Genomic DNA, 17,233 nt, shown 5'->3' with positions numbered 1-17,233 from the left:
GGGGCCGATCACTCCGCGGCGATCGGCTCGTAGGTCGTCGTTCGGATCTCGGGGTCGTTCTCGAACACGGCCTTGCCCATGAGCTGCTGCAAGAGCGGACGGAACCGGTCCATCGCCTTGCCGCGCACGATGTCCCGGAGGACGAGCGCGTCCTCGCGGACCTTCGCGATCGTCTCGGGATCCATCGCCTTCCGGTAGGCCTCGGCGATCACCCCGGGCGCGCTCACGGCCGCGTCGCGCAGCGCCTCGGCGGTGTGCTTCGCCTTGTCGATCGCGCGCTCCGCGGCCGACTTCTTGATCAGCGGCGCCACCGCGTAGACCAGGTTTGCCGCCGTCCCTGCGACGCGGTGGGGCGGATAGTAGAGCGCGCTCTTGTACTTCGGGTTCGCGTCGAGGAACGCGCGCACCTCATCGAGCGTCAAGCCCTGCTCGGCGAGCACGCGCTCGAGCTCCTGCTCGGCCGCGATCCGCGCCTTGAACATGTACATCTGGATGCGCGAGTAGAAGTTCGTCGCGCCGTCGCCGCTCGTCTCGACCGCGCAGAAGATCGTGCCCGGGTACTTGCCGGTGATCAGCGACTGCACGCCGTCGGAGACGCCGGACGAGGGCATGCATCCGAACGGCTTCACGCTCACCGTGATGTGCGCCTTTGCGCGCACCGTGTTCACGATCAGCTTGCCGACCTCCATGTGCCCTTCGCCGCCGCGCAGGTCGTTCGAGTAGTAGTCCTCGGCCATCTTCGCGACGAGGTCCATGTCCGGCAGGTGATAGTCGTGCAGGCCGATCGGCTGCGCGAACGCCTGGAAGCCGAGCTTCAGCACGCCCTCCGCGAGGCGCATCGTCGCGATCCGCTTCGCCACGTCGAACTCGCCCTGGTGGTCCTTCAGGCTGTTCGTCCCCTCGTCCACGCCGCGCAGCACCTCGCGATCCTGCGTGTCGTGCCGGACCTCCCACACGTTGTAGAGCAGCCACGCCGTCGTGAGCTGAATGTCGTTCTCGGCGCCTTCGCTCTCGAGGAACTTCTGGAGCTGGTAGTTGCCGTCGCCCTCCGTCGTCATCGCCCAGAACTCGCCGATGATCGACGTCTTCGCGCGCACCCGCAGCCTGTCGACCTCGATCGCCTCGAAGAGCTTGCGGCACTTGTAGAGCGCGACGAACACGTTCGTCTGGTCGTGCAGCGCCTTGTAGATGGTGCGCTTGGCCTCCTCGAGCGCCTTGTTCGTCGCGCCGGGAACCACCTCGTAGGGCCGGATGCGGTAGCCGAGCGCGTTCAGCACGTCGCCGCACACGATGCCCTTCACGATCCCCACGAAGAACGCGGGGTTCATGTCGATGCCCACGTCGTCGCCTGTCGCCTGCGAGAGGCCCCCGGTCTGCTGGAACAGCATCACCCGGAAGCCGTCGAAGCCCGCGTCGCGCAGCGCCTTTCGGTACTCCGTCACGTACATCCCGAAGCGGCAGGGACCACACGCGCCGGCCGTCAGGAACACGTAGTTCTTGATGACCTCCTCGCTGGTCAAACCCTGCTCGTCGCGGAGCTTGATCAGGTAGTTCACCAGGTTGCCCACGGTGAAGTACGTCGGGTTGCACTGCCCGCGGTTGCCGAACTCCTTGCCGACCTGCAGGCCTTCCTGATCCGGACAGCCGATGTTCTTGATCTTGTAACCGAGGCCGCCGAGCGCGCCTTCCACGAGGAAGTCCTGCGCCGCCGTGAGGCCCGAGATCAGGAGCGTCACGTTCTCGCGCTCATTCCGCTTCACCTGCGGGTTGAGCATCGTGTCGACCCACTGCTTGCGCTCGGCCTTGATGCCGAGACGCTCGCGCTCCGCCTCTTCGAATGCGCGAAGCTCGGCTTCGAGAGCCTCGTCGACCTTCGACTGCTTGGCGCTGCCCATGATCGGCAGCCGCGTCTTCTGGACTGCAGTTTCCATCGATTCCTCCGTGACTCCTTCGACGTCAAACCGACACGACGCTGCCGTCGGCGCGCTTCTTCTTGAGCTGAACGAGGCCCTTCGGCGGCTCGGGCGGGGCCGGCGGGGGCGCCTCGTACGCCCGCACCTTCGCCGAGAGATCCATGATCTGCTTCTCCAGCTCCGGATCCGACGCCCGTCGCTCCGCGAGCTGCGTTTGTTTGAGCTGCAAGAGCTCCAGCCGCTTCTTGTCGATGTTGTGCGAGAGCTCCGCCTTCTTCTTCGAGAGGTCTTCCAGCGACTCCTGGTAGAGCTTCAGGCTGTGCGCGTACGTCTTCACGCGGATCTTGATCGAGCCGCCGGGCTTGTTCGCGTCGATGTCGTGCAGCGCCGCGTAGGGCGTCGCGCTCGACGACACGATCCCGTCCACGATGCCGTACGTCGGCGCGTCGTGACCGCACTTGAAGCTCGATAGATCGAGCAGAACGACGTTCGGGTGCCGCGCGGCGAACTTCACGGCCCACACCTTCTGGGCGCTGTTCGCCGAGTAGTTCTCCGGCCACACGTCGTTGATGTCGAGCGGGTGTTGCCCGCGCGCGTACTCCTCTTTGAAGTAACGGCGCAGGTAGTCGTCGTCGCGTGGGATCGAGCGCACGCTGAGGATCGGGTAGCCGAGCACCTGGAACTCCTCCGGGATCCCGTGGTTCAGCCCCGGATCCGAGTGGTACGGCCGGCCGATCATCAGGATCGCCACGCGGTTCTCCGCCTCGACCGTCTCCAGGATCGCGCGCCCCTTCTCCTGCAGCTCCCGCTCGAACCCCGCGAGCGCCGCCATCGCCTCGCGATGCGCGTGATCACTCTCGTCCTCCGTGATCCCGAGCCGCGGCCCCCAGCACTCGTACATGCGCCGCGCCGTGAGTAGCGGCTCGGCGAACGTGAGCGGCGGATCCAGGTACTCGATCCCGCGCGTCGCGAAGAAGTCGACCTCCTTCGTGAACGCCGCCTTCATCACGTCGGGCACGCCCGCGACGATCGGGCAGCTCGCGTTGTCCATCACGTTCTTCCCGAAGCTCGGCACGTGCGTGAGGATCGGGAAGAAGATGTACTTCAGCGGTTTGTCCGCGGAGTGGTGGTGGAACAGCAGGTTGTGGATGTGCGCCTGCGTCACCTTCGACGGGAAGCACGGATCGACCGAGCCGTACTTCCCGCCCTCGACCCACATCTCCTCGGTCGTCTCGTCGCTGAAGATCACGTTCTGCTTCGGGATCCCGAGCGCCTCGAAGTAGGCCCGGAAATACGGACCCGTCGAGTAGAGGTTCAAGACGCGCGGAATGCCGATGCGCGTCCTACGCAGCCGCTCCTGCACCACGGTCCCGCTTCGCCGGAAGGGCCGCGTCGTCTCCACGCGACGCACGCTGAAGAGGCCCTTCTTCACGACGAAGTCCTTGATCGGCGTCCCGTCCGCGGGCATCGCGTTGCCCTTGTGGAAGCTCCGGAACGCGAGCTTCGACTCGTAGTCGACGCAGTTCGGGAACTGCTTCGCGATCTTCTTCCGGTCGGCCACGAGCGCGAGCATCGCGTCCTCGCTCTCGACCGTGCCCTTCTCGCAGGAGAAGCCCGAGATGTACCGCGCCGTCGACCCGTCGGGCCGCTCTGCGTCGATGAACGTCCGCTTGCACTCGTTCGGGCAGAAGTGGCAGACGGTCTCCTCGTCGTTTTTCGTGTGGTACTTGAGCTCGATCGCGGCTTCGAGCCCGATGAACGTGCTCGTCCCGCGCCGCTTGATCACGCGCAGCGTCTCGAACGCCGCGCCGATCGCACCTGCCTCGCCCGTGTGCGGGTGGACGAACACCTCCGCGTCCGGCACGCGCTCCTTGATGTAGTCGACCTGCGCCTTGACCGCGGCGAGGTTGTACTGCGTGCCGCCCTGCAGCACGAACCTCCGCCCGAGCGACGCGAGCCGCGGGATCTGCACGACGTACTGCCAGACGTTCTTCGGAAGGACCTGGGCCAACCCGGCCAAGAGCTCTTCCTTCGAGAACCCTTCCTTCTGGAAGTTCACCCGATCCGTGTCGAGGAAGACCGCGCAGCCGTAGCTGAACTTCGGCGCGAGCTCGGCCTGGAACGCCGTGTCCGCGTACTCCGTCACTTTGAGGCCAAACTGATCGGCCATCGCCTGCAGCAACATCCCGTTGCCGGCCGAGCACGAGTTCGAGAGGCGGAAGTTCGCGATGTCGCCGTTCTTCATGAACAGGACCTTGATGTCCTGCCCGCCGATGTCGCAGATCACGTCGACGTCGCCGAAATACCGCACCGCGCTCATCATGTGCGCCACGGTCTCGACGATGTTCACGTCCGCGCGCATCGTCTCTTGCAGCACGTCCGCCGCGTAGCCCGTGGCCCCGAAGCCGAGCACGTCGAGCGTCGCGCCTTGCCCCTGCACGTAGTCGCGGAGCTGCGCGAGCAGCTCCTTCGTGTCCTGGATGGGGTTGCCCTTCGAGAGCTGGTAGGCCTTGCAGACGATCTCGCCGTCCTCGTCGACGAGCACCGCCTTCGACGACGTCGACCCGCCGTCCACGCCGATCACGCCGCGCACGACCTTCCCGGCTTCGAGCTGCATCGGCTTGAACCGCGGGATCGCGTAGAGCTTGCGGAAGTCGTCGATCTCGTCGCTCGTCCGGACGAGCGGAGGCCCCGCGCTCTCGCCGAGCCGCGCCTTGCGCCCGTTCTTCATGTAGTCGACGAGCCCGTCCGTCCCCACGTACAGGCCCACCTCGGCCGCCTCACGCAGCCCGTACACGCACGCGCCGTAGGCCGCGTAGTACTGCGCGTTCTCCGGGACGAAGATCGTCTCCTCGATCGGCCGGTCCTTCGGCCACGCGTAGCCGCGCTCGTCCCACGTCTCGGGGATGCGCTTGCGCCAGCACTCCTGCAAAAACGGCAGGTACGTGTTCGGCCCGCCGAGCAGGATCACCCGGTGTTTCAAGGTTGACCCGCGCGTCAGTACGGACAGGTTCTGCAGGACGATCGCGTCCGCGAGCGAGCACAGGATCTCCGTCGACGGGATCCCGCTCTTCACGAGGTTCACGATGTCCGTCTCGGCGAACACGCCGCATTTCGCCGCGACGTGGTGCAGCTTCGAGTCGTCGAAGTGGATCTCGCGCACGACCTCGGAGGGCAAACCCACCTTGATCATGCACTTGTCGATCGTCGCGCCTGTGCCCGAGGCGCACTTGTCGTTCATCGACGGCGCCGCGGTCTTGTCGCCGGTCTTCTCGTCCTTCTTGAAGATGATGATCTTCGCGTCCTGCCCGCCGAGCTCGATCACGCTCCCCACGTCCGGGTGGAGCTTCTCCACGGCGAGCGTCACCGCGTTGACTTCCTGGACGAACTTCGCGCCGAGCGAGGGGCAAAGCGGCGCCGCGCCCGAGCCCGTCATGAACACGCGCCACGCTGGGCGGGGCGAATGCGGGAACGCCTCCTCGATCTGCTGGAGCATCTCCAGCACCTTCTCGGGCTGCTTCGTCTGGTGGCGCTGGTAATCGCTCCAGAGAATCTCGAGCGTGCCCGGATCGAGCACGACGGCCTTCACCGTCGTCGAGCCCACGTCGATCCCGACCACCACCGGATCACGACTCTCCATGCGGTCTCTCTCCCGTCCCGTTTGCCCCCGACTGACTGTCCAGTCAGTCAGAATGGGGTATCATGGTGACCGGATCGGGGCAAGGCAGAGGCCGCTCGCCGGGCGCGTATCCGTGGTGCGTATCACGGGGGCGAGGTGGTACAAGGCCCCTCATGGACAAGGCCGAGCGCCGTCTCGAGCTCCTCCGCGCGGCTCGCGACGTCTTCGCGACGAAGGGCTATCACGCGGCGAAGGTCGACGACATCGTGGCCCGGGCGAGCGTCGCCAAGGGCACGTTTTATCTCTACTTCCCCGACAAGCGTTCGGTCTTCGTGGAGCTCGTCGACGGGCTCTTCTCGCGCCTCGGCGCCGCGATCCTCACCGTCGACACGCAGGGCGACATCGAGGCGCAGATCAAGCACAACATCCGCGGCATCGTGGCCGTCCTGCTCGACGACCCCGCGCTCACGCAGCTCCTGCTCTCCTTCGCGCCGGGCCTCGATCCGGCCTTCGCCGCGAAGATCCGCTCCTTCTACGACGGCGTGAAGACGCTCCTCCGCGTGAGCCTCGACGAGGGCCAGCGCCTCGGAATCGTGGCCGAAGGCGACACCTCGATGTACGCGACGTTCACCGTCGGCGCGCTCAAGGAAATTTTCACCGAGAGCACCGATCGCGGCCAGGCATGGCCCCGCGAGCAGCTCGTCGAGCAGATCTTCCGCCTCCTGCAGCGCGGCTATCTGCGCATCGATCGCGCCCTCGAGCCGCCCGTCTCGGTCCCCCCGAAGCCCCGCAAGACCCGCAAAAAGAGCGCATAACGCGCCGCAGACCGGCCGGTCATTCAATTCCCTGAGAGGGGTTCGTCCGGACCTGACCCGTGAGTCAGTTTTTTACGCTGCTGACGTAACGTCGCGCGAGCATCGCGAGGAATGTCAGCGCGCGCCGCGCGGCAGGACGTGGTGGATGAAGTTCACGAGGGTGCGCCGCCCGAAGTCGCCCTCCTCGATCTCGGCGTGCAGCGTCTCCACGGAAAATCCCTCGCTGGCGAGGACCTCCCAGCGGTGCTCGATGTAGCCGCGCATCACGTCGGCATCGAGCTCGGGGTGGAACTGCACGCCATAGCAGGTCTCGGTGAAGCGGATCGCGTGGTGGTCTTCGAGGTCGTTCTTCGCGAGCGCCGTCGCTCCGCGCGGCAGCCGCACGACCGTGTCCACGTGCGTCACGTTCGCCGTGAAGACCTGGGGCAGGCCGTCGAAGATCGGGTCGTCCGCGAGCCTGTAGATCGCCCGCGAGCCGATCTCCCGGCCGCGCGGGTTGCGCTGCACCTCGCCCCCGAGCGCCTGGGCGAGAATTTGGTGCCCAAAGCAAATCCCGAACGTGGGCACGCCGAGGCCCACGACCTCCCGCAAGAATCCCTCGGTGGCGAGCATCCACGGCTCGCGGTTGGGCACGTTCGCGGCCGAGCCGGTGATCACGAGGGCGGCGGCGTCGCGCATGTCCGGCGGCCCGCCCTCGCGCGCGTCGAACGTCTCGTAGCCGCCGCTCCAGGCCTCGCCGATCACGGAGGTGATGAGATCCGCGAACTCGCCGCGGCGCTCGCGCACCTTGGGGACGGGCTCGCCCGTCTTCATGATGAAGATTTTCCGGTGGGATCGATCCGAGCGCTCGGCAGCCATCCCTCCGATCATAATCATGTTGCCGGAAAAGGTCCCCCTCCTGGAGCCGCGCACGTTATAGGGGCGACATGTCCGCGCCGCCCGTGGAGCGCCCCGTCTGGCGCAGGTTCCGACCGCGTTTTCTCGCGCGCGCCGCGGCTCACGTGCGTGCGGGCGGGCACGCGGCGATCGTGGACGACCGGGATTGCGTGCAGATCCTCCTCGGCCTGACCGAGCAGGGAAAGCTCACCGAGCTCGGCCTCTGCGCCCTGCTCACCCTGGAGCAGCGGCGATTCCAGCGCGTGAAGGCGGGCCCTCTGGCCGGGCTCGCCCTCGTACGGATCCGGCCCCGCTTCCGGCCCGCCGTCCTCGACTGGTGCGCGCGTGATGCGCTGTACGAGGGGCCGACGCGCGTGATGCCCCTCGATTGCACGACCTGCGCGGCCTGCTGCCACGAACCGGACGTGCGGCTCGACGAGCACGACCTCGCGCGGTTTCGCGCCGCGGGCCGCAGGGACCTCGCGGGCCGGGCGTACGTGAAGCGGTCGCGGGACGGGCGGGTCACGCTTCGTCTCGCCCCGGAGGGCCGGTGCCAATTGCTCGGCCCGGACAAACGGTGCACGATTTACGAGATTCGCCCCGAGGACTGCCGGGCCTTCGTGGCCGGCAGCGAGGCGTGTCTTTCGGCGAGGCGGGAGACGCTCGGGCTCCGGGACGGAGCGGCGTGGGACGAAATCCTCGAGGCATTCGATCGGGGCCCTCCTTTGCGAGGGCCCTGAATCAACGCTCGGGGAGGTCCTTGTTGAGCATCGCGTTCGCGGTGGTGTCGTCCACGCAGGTGAGCGTGTTGTCGGGGTTCAGCGTGCAGCGCTTGAGCTTCGAGTTCGTGTCCGAGCAGCCCTTGCCGAAGCCGGCGAAGCCGCTGGAGCACGTACCCTCGAGGAACGTCTGGTAAAGGACGGGCTTGCCGTCCGCCGTCGACATCCAGTGACCGGCCGTGCGGTAACGGACCTGGTTCGAACACCCGACGCCAGTCAGCAGGCAGAGCGCCGCGCAGGCCCAAAGAAGTTTCTTCATGGCAGTCGCTCCTCCTGTCAGTAAATGCTCTCGGGAAGGACGTTGTCGAGCACCTTGGTCTCCTTGCAATTCGCGGAGCCGGTGTCGGTGACGTCACACACAGTGACGGAGAAGTTGAAGAGCTGCTTCTTCGTCGAGGGATCGACCTGGCCCGTGTTTTGGATGCGCTCCTGGTACACCTTCTCGGGGCCCAGGAACGTCTGCGAGGTCAGGATCTTCGGGGGCGGTCCACACGCGACGCCGGCGAGCGCGAGCAGCGCGACGAGCGCGATACGAATCGATTTCATCGTGCGTCTCCTTTCTCAGCGGACGTTCGTCGTCGCGCCAGAATACGTGCCGCCCGCCTGCGGGCAGACGACGTCGTTCTGGCCGTCACACGACAGCTTGCAGATCAGTTTGTCCCCCGTGTCCTGACACAGGTAGAACTGGTGCGTCTTCTTCGCGAAGAACAGGTAATTCTCGAACTTGCTGACCTCGAGCGCGGTCACGGGGCTCTTCTGGTTGTCCTCGAAGCGGGTGATCGTGCGCGTGACACAACCCGTCGAGAGAGCCGCGAGGGCAAGAGAGGCGAGCGCCATCGGGATGCGGGACATGGTGACTCCTCTCAATCCTCGTCCTGAAGGACGAGCTGCATCGGTTTGCATCCGGAAAGCGCGCCGTCCGCGGCCACCTGGCACTTGACGACCTGCTGCGAGTTGCCCTGGACGACCAGGAATTTCATCTGGTCACGAGCGCTCGTGATCTGCGTGACGACCTTCGGCGGCGTACATCCGAAGGCGCCCGACAGCAGCACGAAGGCGCTCGCGCTGAGTAGCCATTTGCTCATCTGCACCAAGCTCCTGTGATCTCGCGCGGAGCCTTCGTGGGCCCCCCGCCGCGTGTACAACCTCGCCAACTTTTACGTCCATGTCAACGTTTTCCCCGTGCATTTGGAGGCATGGAGCACGCGGACGTACCCGGGCGAACGAGCTTTCACAGAGAGGACGAAACGACGCGCAGCGAGGGCGGATCAGGGCGTCGGCGCGGGTTCGTCCGGCGTGTCGAGCGCGCAGCGGAAGCCGATCGTGACGTGCGCCGCGCTCGGGACGACGCCGAGGCGGAAGCTCGCGCGGACGCGGCTTGCCGGGTCGAGGAAACTCCCGCCGCGGACGACCCGCAAAGGCACGCTGGTCGGGCCCTTGGGATCGGTGCCCGCGGGCGGCGGCGCGGCGTAGCCGTCCGCGACCCACTCGGCCACGTTGCCGCCGAGATCGAAGAGCGCGTCGGGCGTGCGATCGAGGGGCCTGCCGCCCGCCGGGCACGTCCCCACGCCCTCGCTGCCCTCGACGCACTTGCCGTTGCGATCGAAGCAGGCGCGGTTGCACGTGGGCGCATTGTCGCCCCAGGGGAAGGCGCGGCCGGCCGTGCCCCGCGCGGCGAGCTCCCACTCGGCCTCCGTGGGCAAACGGCGGCCGCGGAACGCGCAATAGGACTCGGCAGCCGTGTGCGTGACGCAGTTGATCGGGTGCTCCATGGCGTCACGCGTGTCGTTGCACTTCGGCGTCCACGCCTGGGCGAACTCCTCGGGCGAGGCCTTTGCCTCGGGATCTTCGTCCGCGTCGGCCGACGCCATGAGCTGCGCGGCGCTCTCCGCCGGCAGGACGACCTGCTTGGCCGACGGGCATTTCCCGGCCGCGACGCAGGCGCGGTACTGCCCCGTCGTGACCTCCATCGCGTCGAGGTAAAACCCCTTCGAGAGCGTCACCTGCCGCTGATCCGGCCCCTCGCCGAGCTTGGCCGAGCCCGGCGCGACGAGGACCATGTCCCGCGGCGGCACGAACGGCGCGGCCGCGGACGCCGAGGGCATCGCGGACGCGCTGGCGCTCGTGCTGGCGCTCGCGAGGGCCGTCGGCATGGTGTTGGGTCCGCCCGAGGGCGAGCCCTTCACGGACGCCGTCGCGCTCGCCACGGGCTTTTGCGGGGGTTTGCCCTTGGGCGAGCCCATCGTGAGCAGCGTGTAGCCGAGCGCCCCGCCGCCCACGAGCAGCGCGCCGAGCAGCCACGGCCAGACCGGCTTGCCTTTCCCCTCGGCCGTCGACGTCGATTCGAGCCCGGTCTTTTCGGCGCTGTCCTTCGGCGACGGCAGCGGCGTCGCGTTCGCGGGCGGCTGCTTCGGCCCTGTCTGCGAGGGCTGCGGCAGGCGCTCGCCGAGCGGCGTCTCCGCCATCGGATCCCGATCCCGCGTCGTCACGGGGCCGGCCGGCCTCGCGCCTGGCTGCGCGATCGTCGGCGCGGCCTCGGTCACGCTGAACGCCGCGCTGTCGCGGATGTTCCCCGTCGCGCGGTTCTGCTCCGTGGCCACGCCGAGCTGCTTCTTCTCGGCGAACTCGGCCGTCGAGAGCAGGCCATCCGCGGCAGACTCCTGGATCGTCGGCGGGATCGACGCCGCGTGTTTGTCCGTCGAGACCCGGGCCCCGCCCTCGGCGGCGGCCGCGACGAGCGCGTCCCAGAATGCGCCCGCGTCGGGGAAGCGGTGCTTCGGCTCCACGCTGAGCGCGCGCTCGATCACGCGCTCGACGGGCTCGCTCACGTTCGCGCCGCGCGCGCGTGGCGTCGGCCGCAGGCTCGGATCCGCCGCGATGATGTAGAGCTCCGTCGGATCGTCGCCTTCGAGCGCTTTGCGTGCGCTCACGAGCTCCACGAAGATCAGCGCGAGCGCGAACACGTCGGTCCACGGGCCCGTCGCGCCGCGTTGCTTGTTGAACTGCTCGGGCGCGCCGTAGCGCGGCGTGAACGCGGTCGGCCCCTGCCGCGTCGCGGCGAGCGCCTCGGTGAAGCTCGCGTGCTCGGTGAGCACCTTCGCGATGCCGAAGTCGAGCACCTTCACGGTGCGCTTGCCGCCGACGTCCGTGACGAAGAGATTTGCCGGCTTGACGTCGCGGTGCGCGATCTTCTGCGCGTGCGCCACGGCGAGCGCGCGCGCCGCGGGTTCGAGCAGGGCGATCGCCTCGGCCGTGCCCATGCCGCCGCGGCTGCTTTGGCTCTTGATGAGCTCGCCGAGCGTCTCGCCTTCGAGCCACTCGAGCACGAGGTAAGGCACCCAGGTGCCGTTCTGCGTGACGAACGCGCCGACGTCGAGCGCCTGCACGATCCCGGAGGTGACGCGCGAGAGCCGGTGGAGCAGCCGCCCCTCTTCGCGGAGCTGTTCGAGGAACTGGGCGCGTTGCTTCTCGCCGAGCTCTGCGGGCAGCTTCAAGCACTTGATCGCGATGCTCTCGCCGAACCCGATGTGCTCGCCGCGGTAGACGACGCCGAAGCCGCCGTCGCCGATCACCTGGGTGACGCGGTACTTGCCCTCGATGGTGGTGCCGCAGAGCTGGAAGGGATCGCGGTTCTTTTCGGGCTCCGACATGGGCGGGCTAGCTTCTACCGCGAAGGGCGCCGCGCGTCATCGCTTCGCGCTGACGATGTCGGCGATCGCTTGGTAGTCCGTCTCCTCGACGGCCCCCTGGATGAGGCAGGCGAGCTGCCCGCTGGGCGCGATGAGGGCGTGGACGGGGAGGTTGCCCGCGTCCTTGACGCCGAGGGCCCCGATCCAGGTGTCGCGCCCGCCGCCCTCGGGCAGCCAGTAGGACGCGCGCACCCCGGCCTCGGGTTGGGCTTCGAGGAACCGCGAGAGCTGCCGTTCGTCGTCGTCGAGCGAGACGAACGCGAGGTCGATCATCACCCCGGCGTTGCGCAGGCGGCTCTGGAAGTTCTGGAGCCGGGGCATTTCTTCTTTGCACGGCCCACACCAGGCCGCCCAGAGGTTCACCCAGACCCATTTGCCGACGCCGAACGAAAGGCTCGCGGGCAGCGCCGTCGCGCCCGGGGCCGCGGCGGTCTTCAGGGCGCCCTTGGGCGCTTGGCGTGCCGCCGTATCGGCGCAGAGCTTGCGGGGCGCGGCGGGCGCGGCGCTCGGCTTCGCGGAGGGCGTGGCCGAGGCCGGGGTCGTCGCGGCCGCGCTGCTGCCGGCCGTGACCGCATTGCTGCGGCCCGTCACCGGCGGCTCCGGCTTGACCGTCCCGCCGTTTTCACAAGCCGCGAGAGCCAGCGTGAATACGCACGCAGCGAGCGAAACGCGGGGGTTTGGGGGCAGAGGCCGGCCCGCAGGGCTGGCCGGAGCCCTCATCGCGGGGCGGTTTGGGGGCAGAGGCCGGCCCGCAGGGCTGGCCGGAGCCCCCATCACAGTTGACAATCGACCCATGATACGAACGCGCTCCGGTTGATCGCCTCCGCGGCGCAGGGCTTGCCTTTCCGCGAGACATTCCATTCGCAGTATTCCTTGCCGAGCTGGGCGAACTCGTTGCCGAGCCAGAGCAGGCCGACCTGTTTGTCGAGATCGGGCTCCTTGAACTTGTCGCCGACGTGGAAAAACGCGCTGTTCGCGCGCTTGTGCGAGAGCGACCGGTTGAAGTCCGGCGTGCCCGTCTTCGAGGCGCGGGCGACGATGAAGAAATACCGCGCGCCCTTCCGCTCGACCCAGAGCTCCTCCAGCATCTTCTTGCCGTCGTCGTCGAGCTTCTCCGAGCCGTCGTCGTACATCACGACGCCCCCGCGATCCTTCAGCGGCGTGAAGAGCGCGTTGAAATCGTCGTCGCTGATCGAGGCCAGCGTCTTCACGTCGGCCGGCTGGCAGCCGCGCCGTGCCGCCCCGCCTTCGAGGCCGCACGCGTGAATCACGCGCGCCAGCACTTCCTTGAATTTCGGCGTGCAATAGGGGGCCTCCGCGTCGTTCGCGATCGCCACCGCAGGCTTCACCGACTCCGCGATCCCCGTCTTCAACCGCTCCGCCGAGGATTTCACCTCCGCGTGCACCGCAAAGGCGGACCCCGCGAGCAGCGTGCACCCGGCCACGATTCCGACGATTCCTGCGTATTTCATGGCAACCTCAAATCCGGCGCGAGCTTGCGGATGCTGTAGGCGAGGCCGATGTCGCTGTCCTCGTCACAGAGCCGCGTATCGCCGAGGAAGAGCTGCGGCGTGCTGACCTGCAGCTGGTTGTTCACGATGTGGCGGAGCATTCGATCGAGCCGAAGCTTCGTGTCCTTCGAATCGATGCAGGCGTCGAGGTTCGACCATTTCTCCCGGATCGCCGAGCGCACGGTGGCGAGCCCCGCCGGCGACTTCGCCCCTTCGAGCAGCCGCTCCTGGTTGTCGTAGGCCCATTCGAGCACGTCGACCGCGCGGTTCTCCCCGCAGAGCACGGCCTTCGAAACCAGGCAGGCGCCCGGGTGGAGCGGGCGGTCGAGCATCCAGTTGCACTCGTTGTCGAGCGGGAACAGCACGAGCGTCGTGTCGAGGCGCTCGAAGATCCCGTCGGCCTCCAGGCGCTTGTGGAACGCCTTGCACGTCGGGCAGAGCGGATCGACGAAGAGCGTCGCGGGCTGCTTCGCGCCCGCCGGCGTGTGCCGGAGCAGCGCGTTGTTCGGCTCGGTGGGCTTCGCGAGCTTCCCGCAGCCCGTGATGTACGACGCGTAGCTCGGCAGCGCGCTCAGGTAGATCAGGGTCGGCGTGATCGTGAAGATCCCGAGCGCGACGAGCCAGCCGGGCACGAGCCAGAGCGAGCCCACGGGCCGCCCGGCGCTCGCGCCTTCCGCGGCGCCCTCCGGTTTGTCCGCCGCCGGGGCGGGCGCGCCCTTGGACCGCGCGTCGAGCAGGATGAAGATTCCGCTCACGGCGAGCAGGACGGAGGAGATGTAGATTCCGACGCACGTCTTGCAGTACTGCCCGAGCTTGAGCGCCGAGATCGCGAACATCAGCGCCGAGACGAGCAGGGGCGTGAGGCTCACGGCGCCGAAGAACTGGGCGGCGCGGCGCGGGGCCCGGGGCCCGGCGAGCAGGAGGTAGAGCGCGTAGGCCGCGAAGAACGCGAAGGCCCCGACGGCGAAGAGCGAGATCGGGATGCCGCCCCAGTACCGGTCGCGGAAGAGCGCGGAGTACGGGCTGTACATGGCCGCGCGGCAAGCGCTCTCACCCGCCCCGCCGGAGGCGAGGCCAGGGATGAACGAGCAGTGGATGTCGTGGACCTGGCGGTCGAGGTGCTTCGAATAATCGAGCGTCGAGAGGCCGCCAAAGACGAGCCCGATCAGCGATGCGACGAGCGCGAGGGCCGAGGGCCAGCGACGAGGTGCGCCGGACATGTCGTGGGCTTACGCCGGAGACCCCGGCCCGTCAAACGGTCTCTGGGGTGGCCCGCCGAACGGGCGGAGGTGGAAACCAGCGTTCCCAGTCTGCGCAGACGGGCATGCTGAAGAAGAAGCGGGCGTACGCGATCCGTCTCGGTTCCGGACGGCATCACCGTTGCGAGGCGGTGAGGGCGGAGGCCCACCGGGACCTCGGGGGGGGAACCAGGCTCGTCATGGCCCGGCTTCCCGAGCGTCAATGGGTCGGAGGAGACAGAAGCCATGAAGAAGCTCTTTGGTCTGATGGCCGCGGCCGCGCTCATGGTGAGCGCCGGCGCCGTGATGGCCGAGGAAGGCGCGCAGCAACAGCCGCAGCAAGGCGCCGCGCAGCAGCAGCAGCATCAGCAGATGCAGCAGCGCAAGGAGGAGGCCAAGCAGCAGGCCAAGCAGCAGGCCGCCCAGAAGATGGCGCAGGCCGGGATCGGGCGTCATCAGGTGACGGGCCGCATCGTCGACATCGACAAGGAAAAGGGCGACCTCAAGGTGGAGACCGAGCGAGGCCAGCTCGAGTTCAATTTCCCGCCCGCGTCCCTCCAGAACTACAAAGAGGGGGATCAGGTGCGGCTCGACGTCGTGATCCGACCGGCCCAGCAACAACAACCGGCGCCGCAGCCGAAGCAGGAGCAGCCGCAACAGAAGCAATAGGGCAGCGGCCTGTGGCTCCGCAGTGTTTCCGTTCGAACCCGGGGGAGCGGCGCGCCTCGCGTCGGCTCCCCCGTCTGTTTGTCCAGGAGAATGATTCGACGAATCGACCCGAGAGAGGAAACCATGGCAGCACGGAGGTTCACGCAAGGGATCGTTGCACTCGCGACGATTACAGCGGCGAGCGTGGCAGGAGCCCAGGGGCCAGGCGAGGAGGGCAGTGTCCTCCTCGATCGCACCTTTTTGGGGCTCGACGCGGATCAGAATGGGAGGATCGAGCGGCAGGAGGCGATGACGCAGCTCAACATGCTCGTCGGCGCCGTGTTTTTCCGGGCCGACGCGGACGGCGACGGCGTGGTGTCGGCCGACGAGGCGCGAGAAGCGTCGGCGTCGATGCCCGCGCTGTCGCGGGTGCTCGGCGCGCTGACGGGGCAGATGTCCGGCGAGTCGCTCGACGCGCTGGAGGCCCGGATCGGGGTGACCTGGGGCGAATCGATCTCGGCCGCGCAGGCGCACGAGGCGACCGAGCGCGCGGTCGACGCGCTCTTCGGCGCCGTGGACGCGGACGGCGACGGGACGATCTCGCGCCGCGAGCTCCACGAGGGGGCCGCCGCGTTCGCCGCGCGGATGGCGACGTCCGCGTTCGAGAGGGCCGACGGGAACGGGAACGGCACGCTCGACGCGCGCGAGTTCGAGGCTGCGATGCTGGTGCCGGCGCGCGCGGCGTTCGCGGCCGCGGACGCGAACGAGGACGGGGAGCTCTCCCCGGACGAGGCGCAGGCGGCGACGGCGCTGCTCGGCAACTGGGTGTCGCTCGTGCCCGCGGCGGCGGGGAGGCCGCCGCCGACGAGCCCCGAGCTCGAGCGGCGGATGCGGGAGCGAATGCGGCCCGAGGGCTCGGGGCGAGAGCCGCGTTGACGCGCGGGGAGGGGCCTTGCTACCACGCGGCATGCCCCTTCAGCCGTTCGACGACGCGTTCCTCGCCGACCTGCCCTACGACCCGGAGGTCCTGCTCTTCGACGCGATCGTCGAGCTCGACCCCGAGGGAAGACGCGTCGTCTGCCAGATGCCCACGGACAAGCCGCTGCCGTTCACGACCTCGCAGCGCGCGCACCCGGTGCGCCATCCGCGGCACGTGGCGGGCGCGACGATGGTGCACGCCTCGGGGATGCTGGGGTTCATCCATTCGTATTACCTCCACGGAATGCGCCACGCGGCCGGCTGGATCGGATACGGGACGCACCTCTACCAGGTGGTCTTCCGCAAGCTCGTGCCGCCGGGCGCGCCGATCATCGCGACCTGCCGCGAGGTGCGCGGGCGGCGGGGCGCGACGAAGCATTTCGTGCGGTATGCCTTCGAATTCCGGCACGAAGGTGACGTGTGTTACGAGGGGGAGCAGAGCGCGGTGTGGATGAAGGTGGGAGAGGGGGATCCGATCGGGTTGGATGCCCCGGAATGAGGGCGAAAAGAGGGCCCCGCGCTGGGTCCCCTGCTCCCGGACGTCGATCCCCCCCTCCCGGAACCTGATCCCCGTATCCGATCGTACAATCCCCCGGTCCCGACAAGTGATCCCCCCGGTCCGGCAAGTGATCCCCCCGGTCCGGCAAGTGATCCCCCGTATCCGATCGTACAGTCCCCCGGTCCGGACGGTGATCCCCCACAGGGGATCGGGTTCCGGAGCAGGGGAGGGACGCGGGGGAGGCGGGGCGTTCCTCCCGCCCGTGCGGGGCGCGGTCCCCTATCGGACGAACCTGACCCGGATCGGCGGGGTCTTCGCCGCCATCGGCCGGCCGTCTTTGTCGAGCGCGGGTGAATACGTTCTCGCCATCGCGCATTGCGCGGCGACCATGCCGAACCCATAACCCGGATCGCTCACGATCTGCACCCACTCCGGGGATCCGTTGGCGGCCACCGAGACCGTCAGCGTGACGATGGCGTCGTCGATCCCCGCCGCATCGGACGCTGCTGGGAATTTGCAGTCCCAAACGTTGTTCCCTGGATTTATGGGGGGCGGCATGTTGCCGCTCGATTGGTCTTGCTTGGCCACGCCGAACGCGACCTTCTCGATGCCGGCCTGCTTCAGGAGGTCCATCGTGTGCAAGACGGGTACTGATCAAGATAGGGCCG

17 protein-coding genes are annotated in these 17,233 nt (G+C 68.1%); 5 read left to right on the top strand and 12 right to left on the bottom strand.

All coding sequences use genetic code 11. The features are described from left to right. Positions 1–8: 8 nt before the first annotated feature. Both POL67_RS41130 and POL67_RS41125 read right to left on the bottom strand, forming a co-directional pair. Entirely contained in the window at positions 9–1,931 is a 1,923-nt protein-coding gene (locus POL67_RS41130) for a 2-hydroxyglutaryl-CoA dehydratase (RefSeq protein ID WP_271926473.1), read from the bottom strand. 25 nt (positions 1,932–1,956) lie between these two features. Further along, a complete protein-coding gene (locus POL67_RS41125) occupies positions 1,957–5,553 on the bottom strand; it encodes a BadF/BadG/BcrA/BcrD ATPase family protein (protein WP_271926472.1) in 3,597 nt (1,198 codons plus the stop codon). Between the two features lie 152 nt (positions 5,554–5,705). On the opposite strand from POL67_RS41125, the gene POL67_RS41120 reads away from it, so the two are divergent. After that, positions 5,706–6,347: a TetR/AcrR family transcriptional regulator gene (locus POL67_RS41120; protein WP_271926470.1), complete on the top strand. Its 642-nt coding sequence runs from the start codon at positions 5,706–5,708 to the stop codon at positions 6,345–6,347. A 114-nt stretch (positions 6,348–6,461) separates the two neighbouring features. Here POL67_RS41120 and POL67_RS41115 read toward each other — a convergent pair whose 3' ends face one another. Further along, positions 6,462–7,205 carry a glutamine amidotransferase gene (locus POL67_RS41115; protein ID WP_271926469.1) on the bottom strand — a complete coding sequence of 248 codons (744 nt, stop codon included), beginning with the start codon at positions 7,203–7,205 and terminating at the stop codon, positions 6,462–6,464. A 68-nt stretch (positions 7,206–7,273) separates the two neighbouring features. Here POL67_RS41115 and POL67_RS41110 point away from each other — a divergent pair, with 68 nt between their 5' ends. Beyond that, a complete protein-coding gene (locus POL67_RS41110) occupies positions 7,274–7,963 on the top strand; it encodes a YkgJ family cysteine cluster protein (protein ID WP_271926467.1) in 690 nt (229 codons plus the stop codon). Position 7,964: 1 nt separating this feature from the next. Here POL67_RS41110 and POL67_RS41105 read toward each other — a convergent pair whose 3' ends face one another. From POL67_RS41105 to POL67_RS41070, 8 genes are all read right to left on the bottom strand, one after another. Continuing rightward, positions 7,965–8,261 carry a hypothetical protein gene (locus POL67_RS41105; RefSeq protein WP_136967750.1) on the bottom strand — a complete coding sequence of 99 codons (297 nt, stop codon included), beginning with the start codon at positions 8,259–8,261 and terminating at the stop codon, positions 7,965–7,967. Positions 8,262–8,278: 17 nt separating this feature from the next. Next, positions 8,279–8,548 (bottom strand): hypothetical protein, encoded by a 270-nt coding sequence (locus POL67_RS41100; protein WP_136932474.1) that lies wholly within the window; start codon positions 8,546–8,548, stop codon positions 8,279–8,281. 15 nt (positions 8,549–8,563) lie between these two features. Continuing rightward, positions 8,564–8,854, bottom strand: a complete 291-nt coding sequence (locus POL67_RS41095) for a hypothetical protein (RefSeq protein WP_271926466.1) — start codon at positions 8,852–8,854, stop codon at positions 8,564–8,566. Between the two features lie 11 nt (positions 8,855–8,865). Continuing rightward, entirely contained in the window at positions 8,866–9,087 is a 222-nt protein-coding gene (locus tag POL67_RS41090; RefSeq protein WP_271926464.1) for a hypothetical protein, read from the bottom strand. A 183-nt stretch (positions 9,088–9,270) separates the two neighbouring features. Continuing rightward, a complete protein-coding gene (locus POL67_RS41085; protein ID WP_271926462.1) occupies positions 9,271–11,652 on the bottom strand; it encodes a bifunctional serine/threonine-protein kinase/formylglycine-generating enzyme family protein in 2,382 nt (793 codons plus the stop codon). Positions 11,653–11,688: 36 nt separating this feature from the next. Next, positions 11,689–12,411, bottom strand: coding sequence for a TlpA family protein disulfide reductase (locus POL67_RS41080; protein WP_271926461.1), 723 nt, complete (start codon positions 12,409–12,411; stop codon positions 11,689–11,691). Between the two features lie 53 nt (positions 12,412–12,464). Further along, entirely contained in the window at positions 12,465–13,163 is a 699-nt protein-coding gene (locus tag POL67_RS41075) for an OmpA family protein (RefSeq protein WP_136932469.1), read from the bottom strand. After that, the gene (locus POL67_RS41070; protein ID WP_271926460.1) at positions 13,160–14,422 is read right to left on the bottom strand and encodes a vitamin K epoxide reductase/DsbA family protein; all 1,263 of its coding nucleotides are present in this window, start codon (positions 14,420–14,422) and stop codon (positions 13,160–13,162) included. Before POL67_RS41070 ends, POL67_RS41075 begins: the two co-directional genes overlap by 4 nt. A 264-nt stretch (positions 14,423–14,686) precedes the next feature. On the opposite strand from POL67_RS41070, the gene POL67_RS41065 reads away from it, so the two are divergent. From POL67_RS41065 to POL67_RS41055, 3 genes are all read left to right on the top strand, one after another. Further along, complete coding sequence (locus POL67_RS41065) at positions 14,687–15,109, top strand: hypothetical protein (RefSeq protein WP_271926457.1); 423 nt, start codon at positions 14,687–14,689, stop codon at positions 15,107–15,109. 123 nt (positions 15,110–15,232) lie between these two features. Beyond that, on the top strand, positions 15,233–16,024 hold the full coding sequence (locus POL67_RS41060; protein ID WP_271926454.1) for an EF-hand domain-containing protein: 792 nt from the start codon (positions 15,233–15,235) through the stop codon (positions 16,022–16,024). A gap of 31 nt (positions 16,025–16,055) precedes the next feature. After that, entirely contained in the window at positions 16,056–16,565 is a 510-nt protein-coding gene (locus POL67_RS41055; protein WP_271926453.1) for a hypothetical protein, read from the top strand. Between the two features lie 279 nt (positions 16,566–16,844). Here the strand turns inward: POL67_RS41055 and POL67_RS41050 are convergent, their stop codons facing one another. Next, a complete protein-coding gene (locus POL67_RS41050) occupies positions 16,845–17,207 on the bottom strand; it encodes an energy transducer TonB (protein WP_271926451.1) in 363 nt (120 codons plus the stop codon). Positions 17,208–17,233: the final 26 nt, after the last annotated feature.

The organism is Polyangium mundeleinium, from assembly GCF_028369105.1.
Classification (GTDB): Bacteria; Myxococcota_A; Polyangia; order Polyangiales; family Polyangiaceae; genus Polyangium; species Polyangium mundeleinium.
The sequence above is the reverse complement of the archived record's forward strand: the minus strand, read 5'-3'. Positions and strand labels throughout refer to the sequence as shown.

Excerpts from the sequence above, each read along its gene's own strand:
- POL67_RS41105 (WP_136967750.1), bottom strand. The coding sequence starts at position 8,261 with ATGAAGAAACTTCTTTGGGCCTGCGCGGCGCTCTGCCTGCTGACTGGC.
- POL67_RS41065 (WP_271926457.1), top strand. The coding sequence starts at position 14,687 with ATGAAGAAGCTCTTTGGTCTGATGGCCGCGGCCGCGCTCATGGTGAGC.
- POL67_RS41080 (WP_271926461.1), bottom strand. The coding sequence starts at position 12,411 with ATGAGGGCTCCGGCCAGCCCTGCGGGCCGGCCTCTGCCCCCAAACCCC.
- POL67_RS41095 (WP_271926466.1), bottom strand. The coding sequence starts at position 8,854 with ATGTCCCGCATCCCGATGGCGCTCGCCTCTCTTGCCCTCGCGGCTCTC.
- POL67_RS41090 (WP_271926464.1), bottom strand. The coding sequence starts at position 9,087 with ATGAGCAAATGGCTACTCAGCGCGAGCGCCTTCGTGCTGCTGTCGGGC.
- POL67_RS41115 (WP_271926469.1), bottom strand. The coding sequence starts at position 7,205 with ATGGCTGCCGAGCGCTCGGATCGATCCCACCGGAAAATCTTCATCATG.
- POL67_RS41075 (WP_136932469.1), bottom strand. The coding sequence starts at position 13,163 with ATGAAATACGCAGGAATCGTCGGAATCGTGGCCGGGTGCACGCTGCTC.
- POL67_RS41120 (WP_271926470.1), top strand. The coding sequence starts at position 5,706 with ATGGACAAGGCCGAGCGCCGTCTCGAGCTCCTCCGCGCGGCTCGCGAC.
- POL67_RS41125 (WP_271926472.1), bottom strand. The coding sequence starts at position 5,553 with ATGGAGAGTCGTGATCCGGTGGTGGTCGGGATCGACGTGGGCTCGACG.
- POL67_RS41110 (WP_271926467.1), top strand. The coding sequence starts at position 7,274 with ATGTCCGCGCCGCCCGTGGAGCGCCCCGTCTGGCGCAGGTTCCGACCG.
- POL67_RS41130 (WP_271926473.1), bottom strand. The coding sequence starts at position 1,931 with ATGGAAACTGCAGTCCAGAAGACGCGGCTGCCGATCATGGGCAGCGCC.
- POL67_RS41085 (WP_271926462.1), bottom strand. The coding sequence starts at position 11,652 with ATGTCGGAGCCCGAAAAGAACCGCGATCCCTTCCAGCTCTGCGGCACC.
- POL67_RS41055 (WP_271926453.1), top strand. The coding sequence starts at position 16,056 with ATGCCCCTTCAGCCGTTCGACGACGCGTTCCTCGCCGACCTGCCCTAC.
- POL67_RS41070 (WP_271926460.1), bottom strand. The coding sequence starts at position 14,422 with ATGTCCGGCGCACCTCGTCGCTGGCCCTCGGCCCTCGCGCTCGTCGCA.
- POL67_RS41060 (WP_271926454.1), top strand. The coding sequence starts at position 15,233 with ATGGCAGCACGGAGGTTCACGCAAGGGATCGTTGCACTCGCGACGATT.
- POL67_RS41100 (WP_136932474.1), bottom strand. The coding sequence starts at position 8,548 with ATGAAATCGATTCGTATCGCGCTCGTCGCGCTGCTCGCGCTCGCCGGC.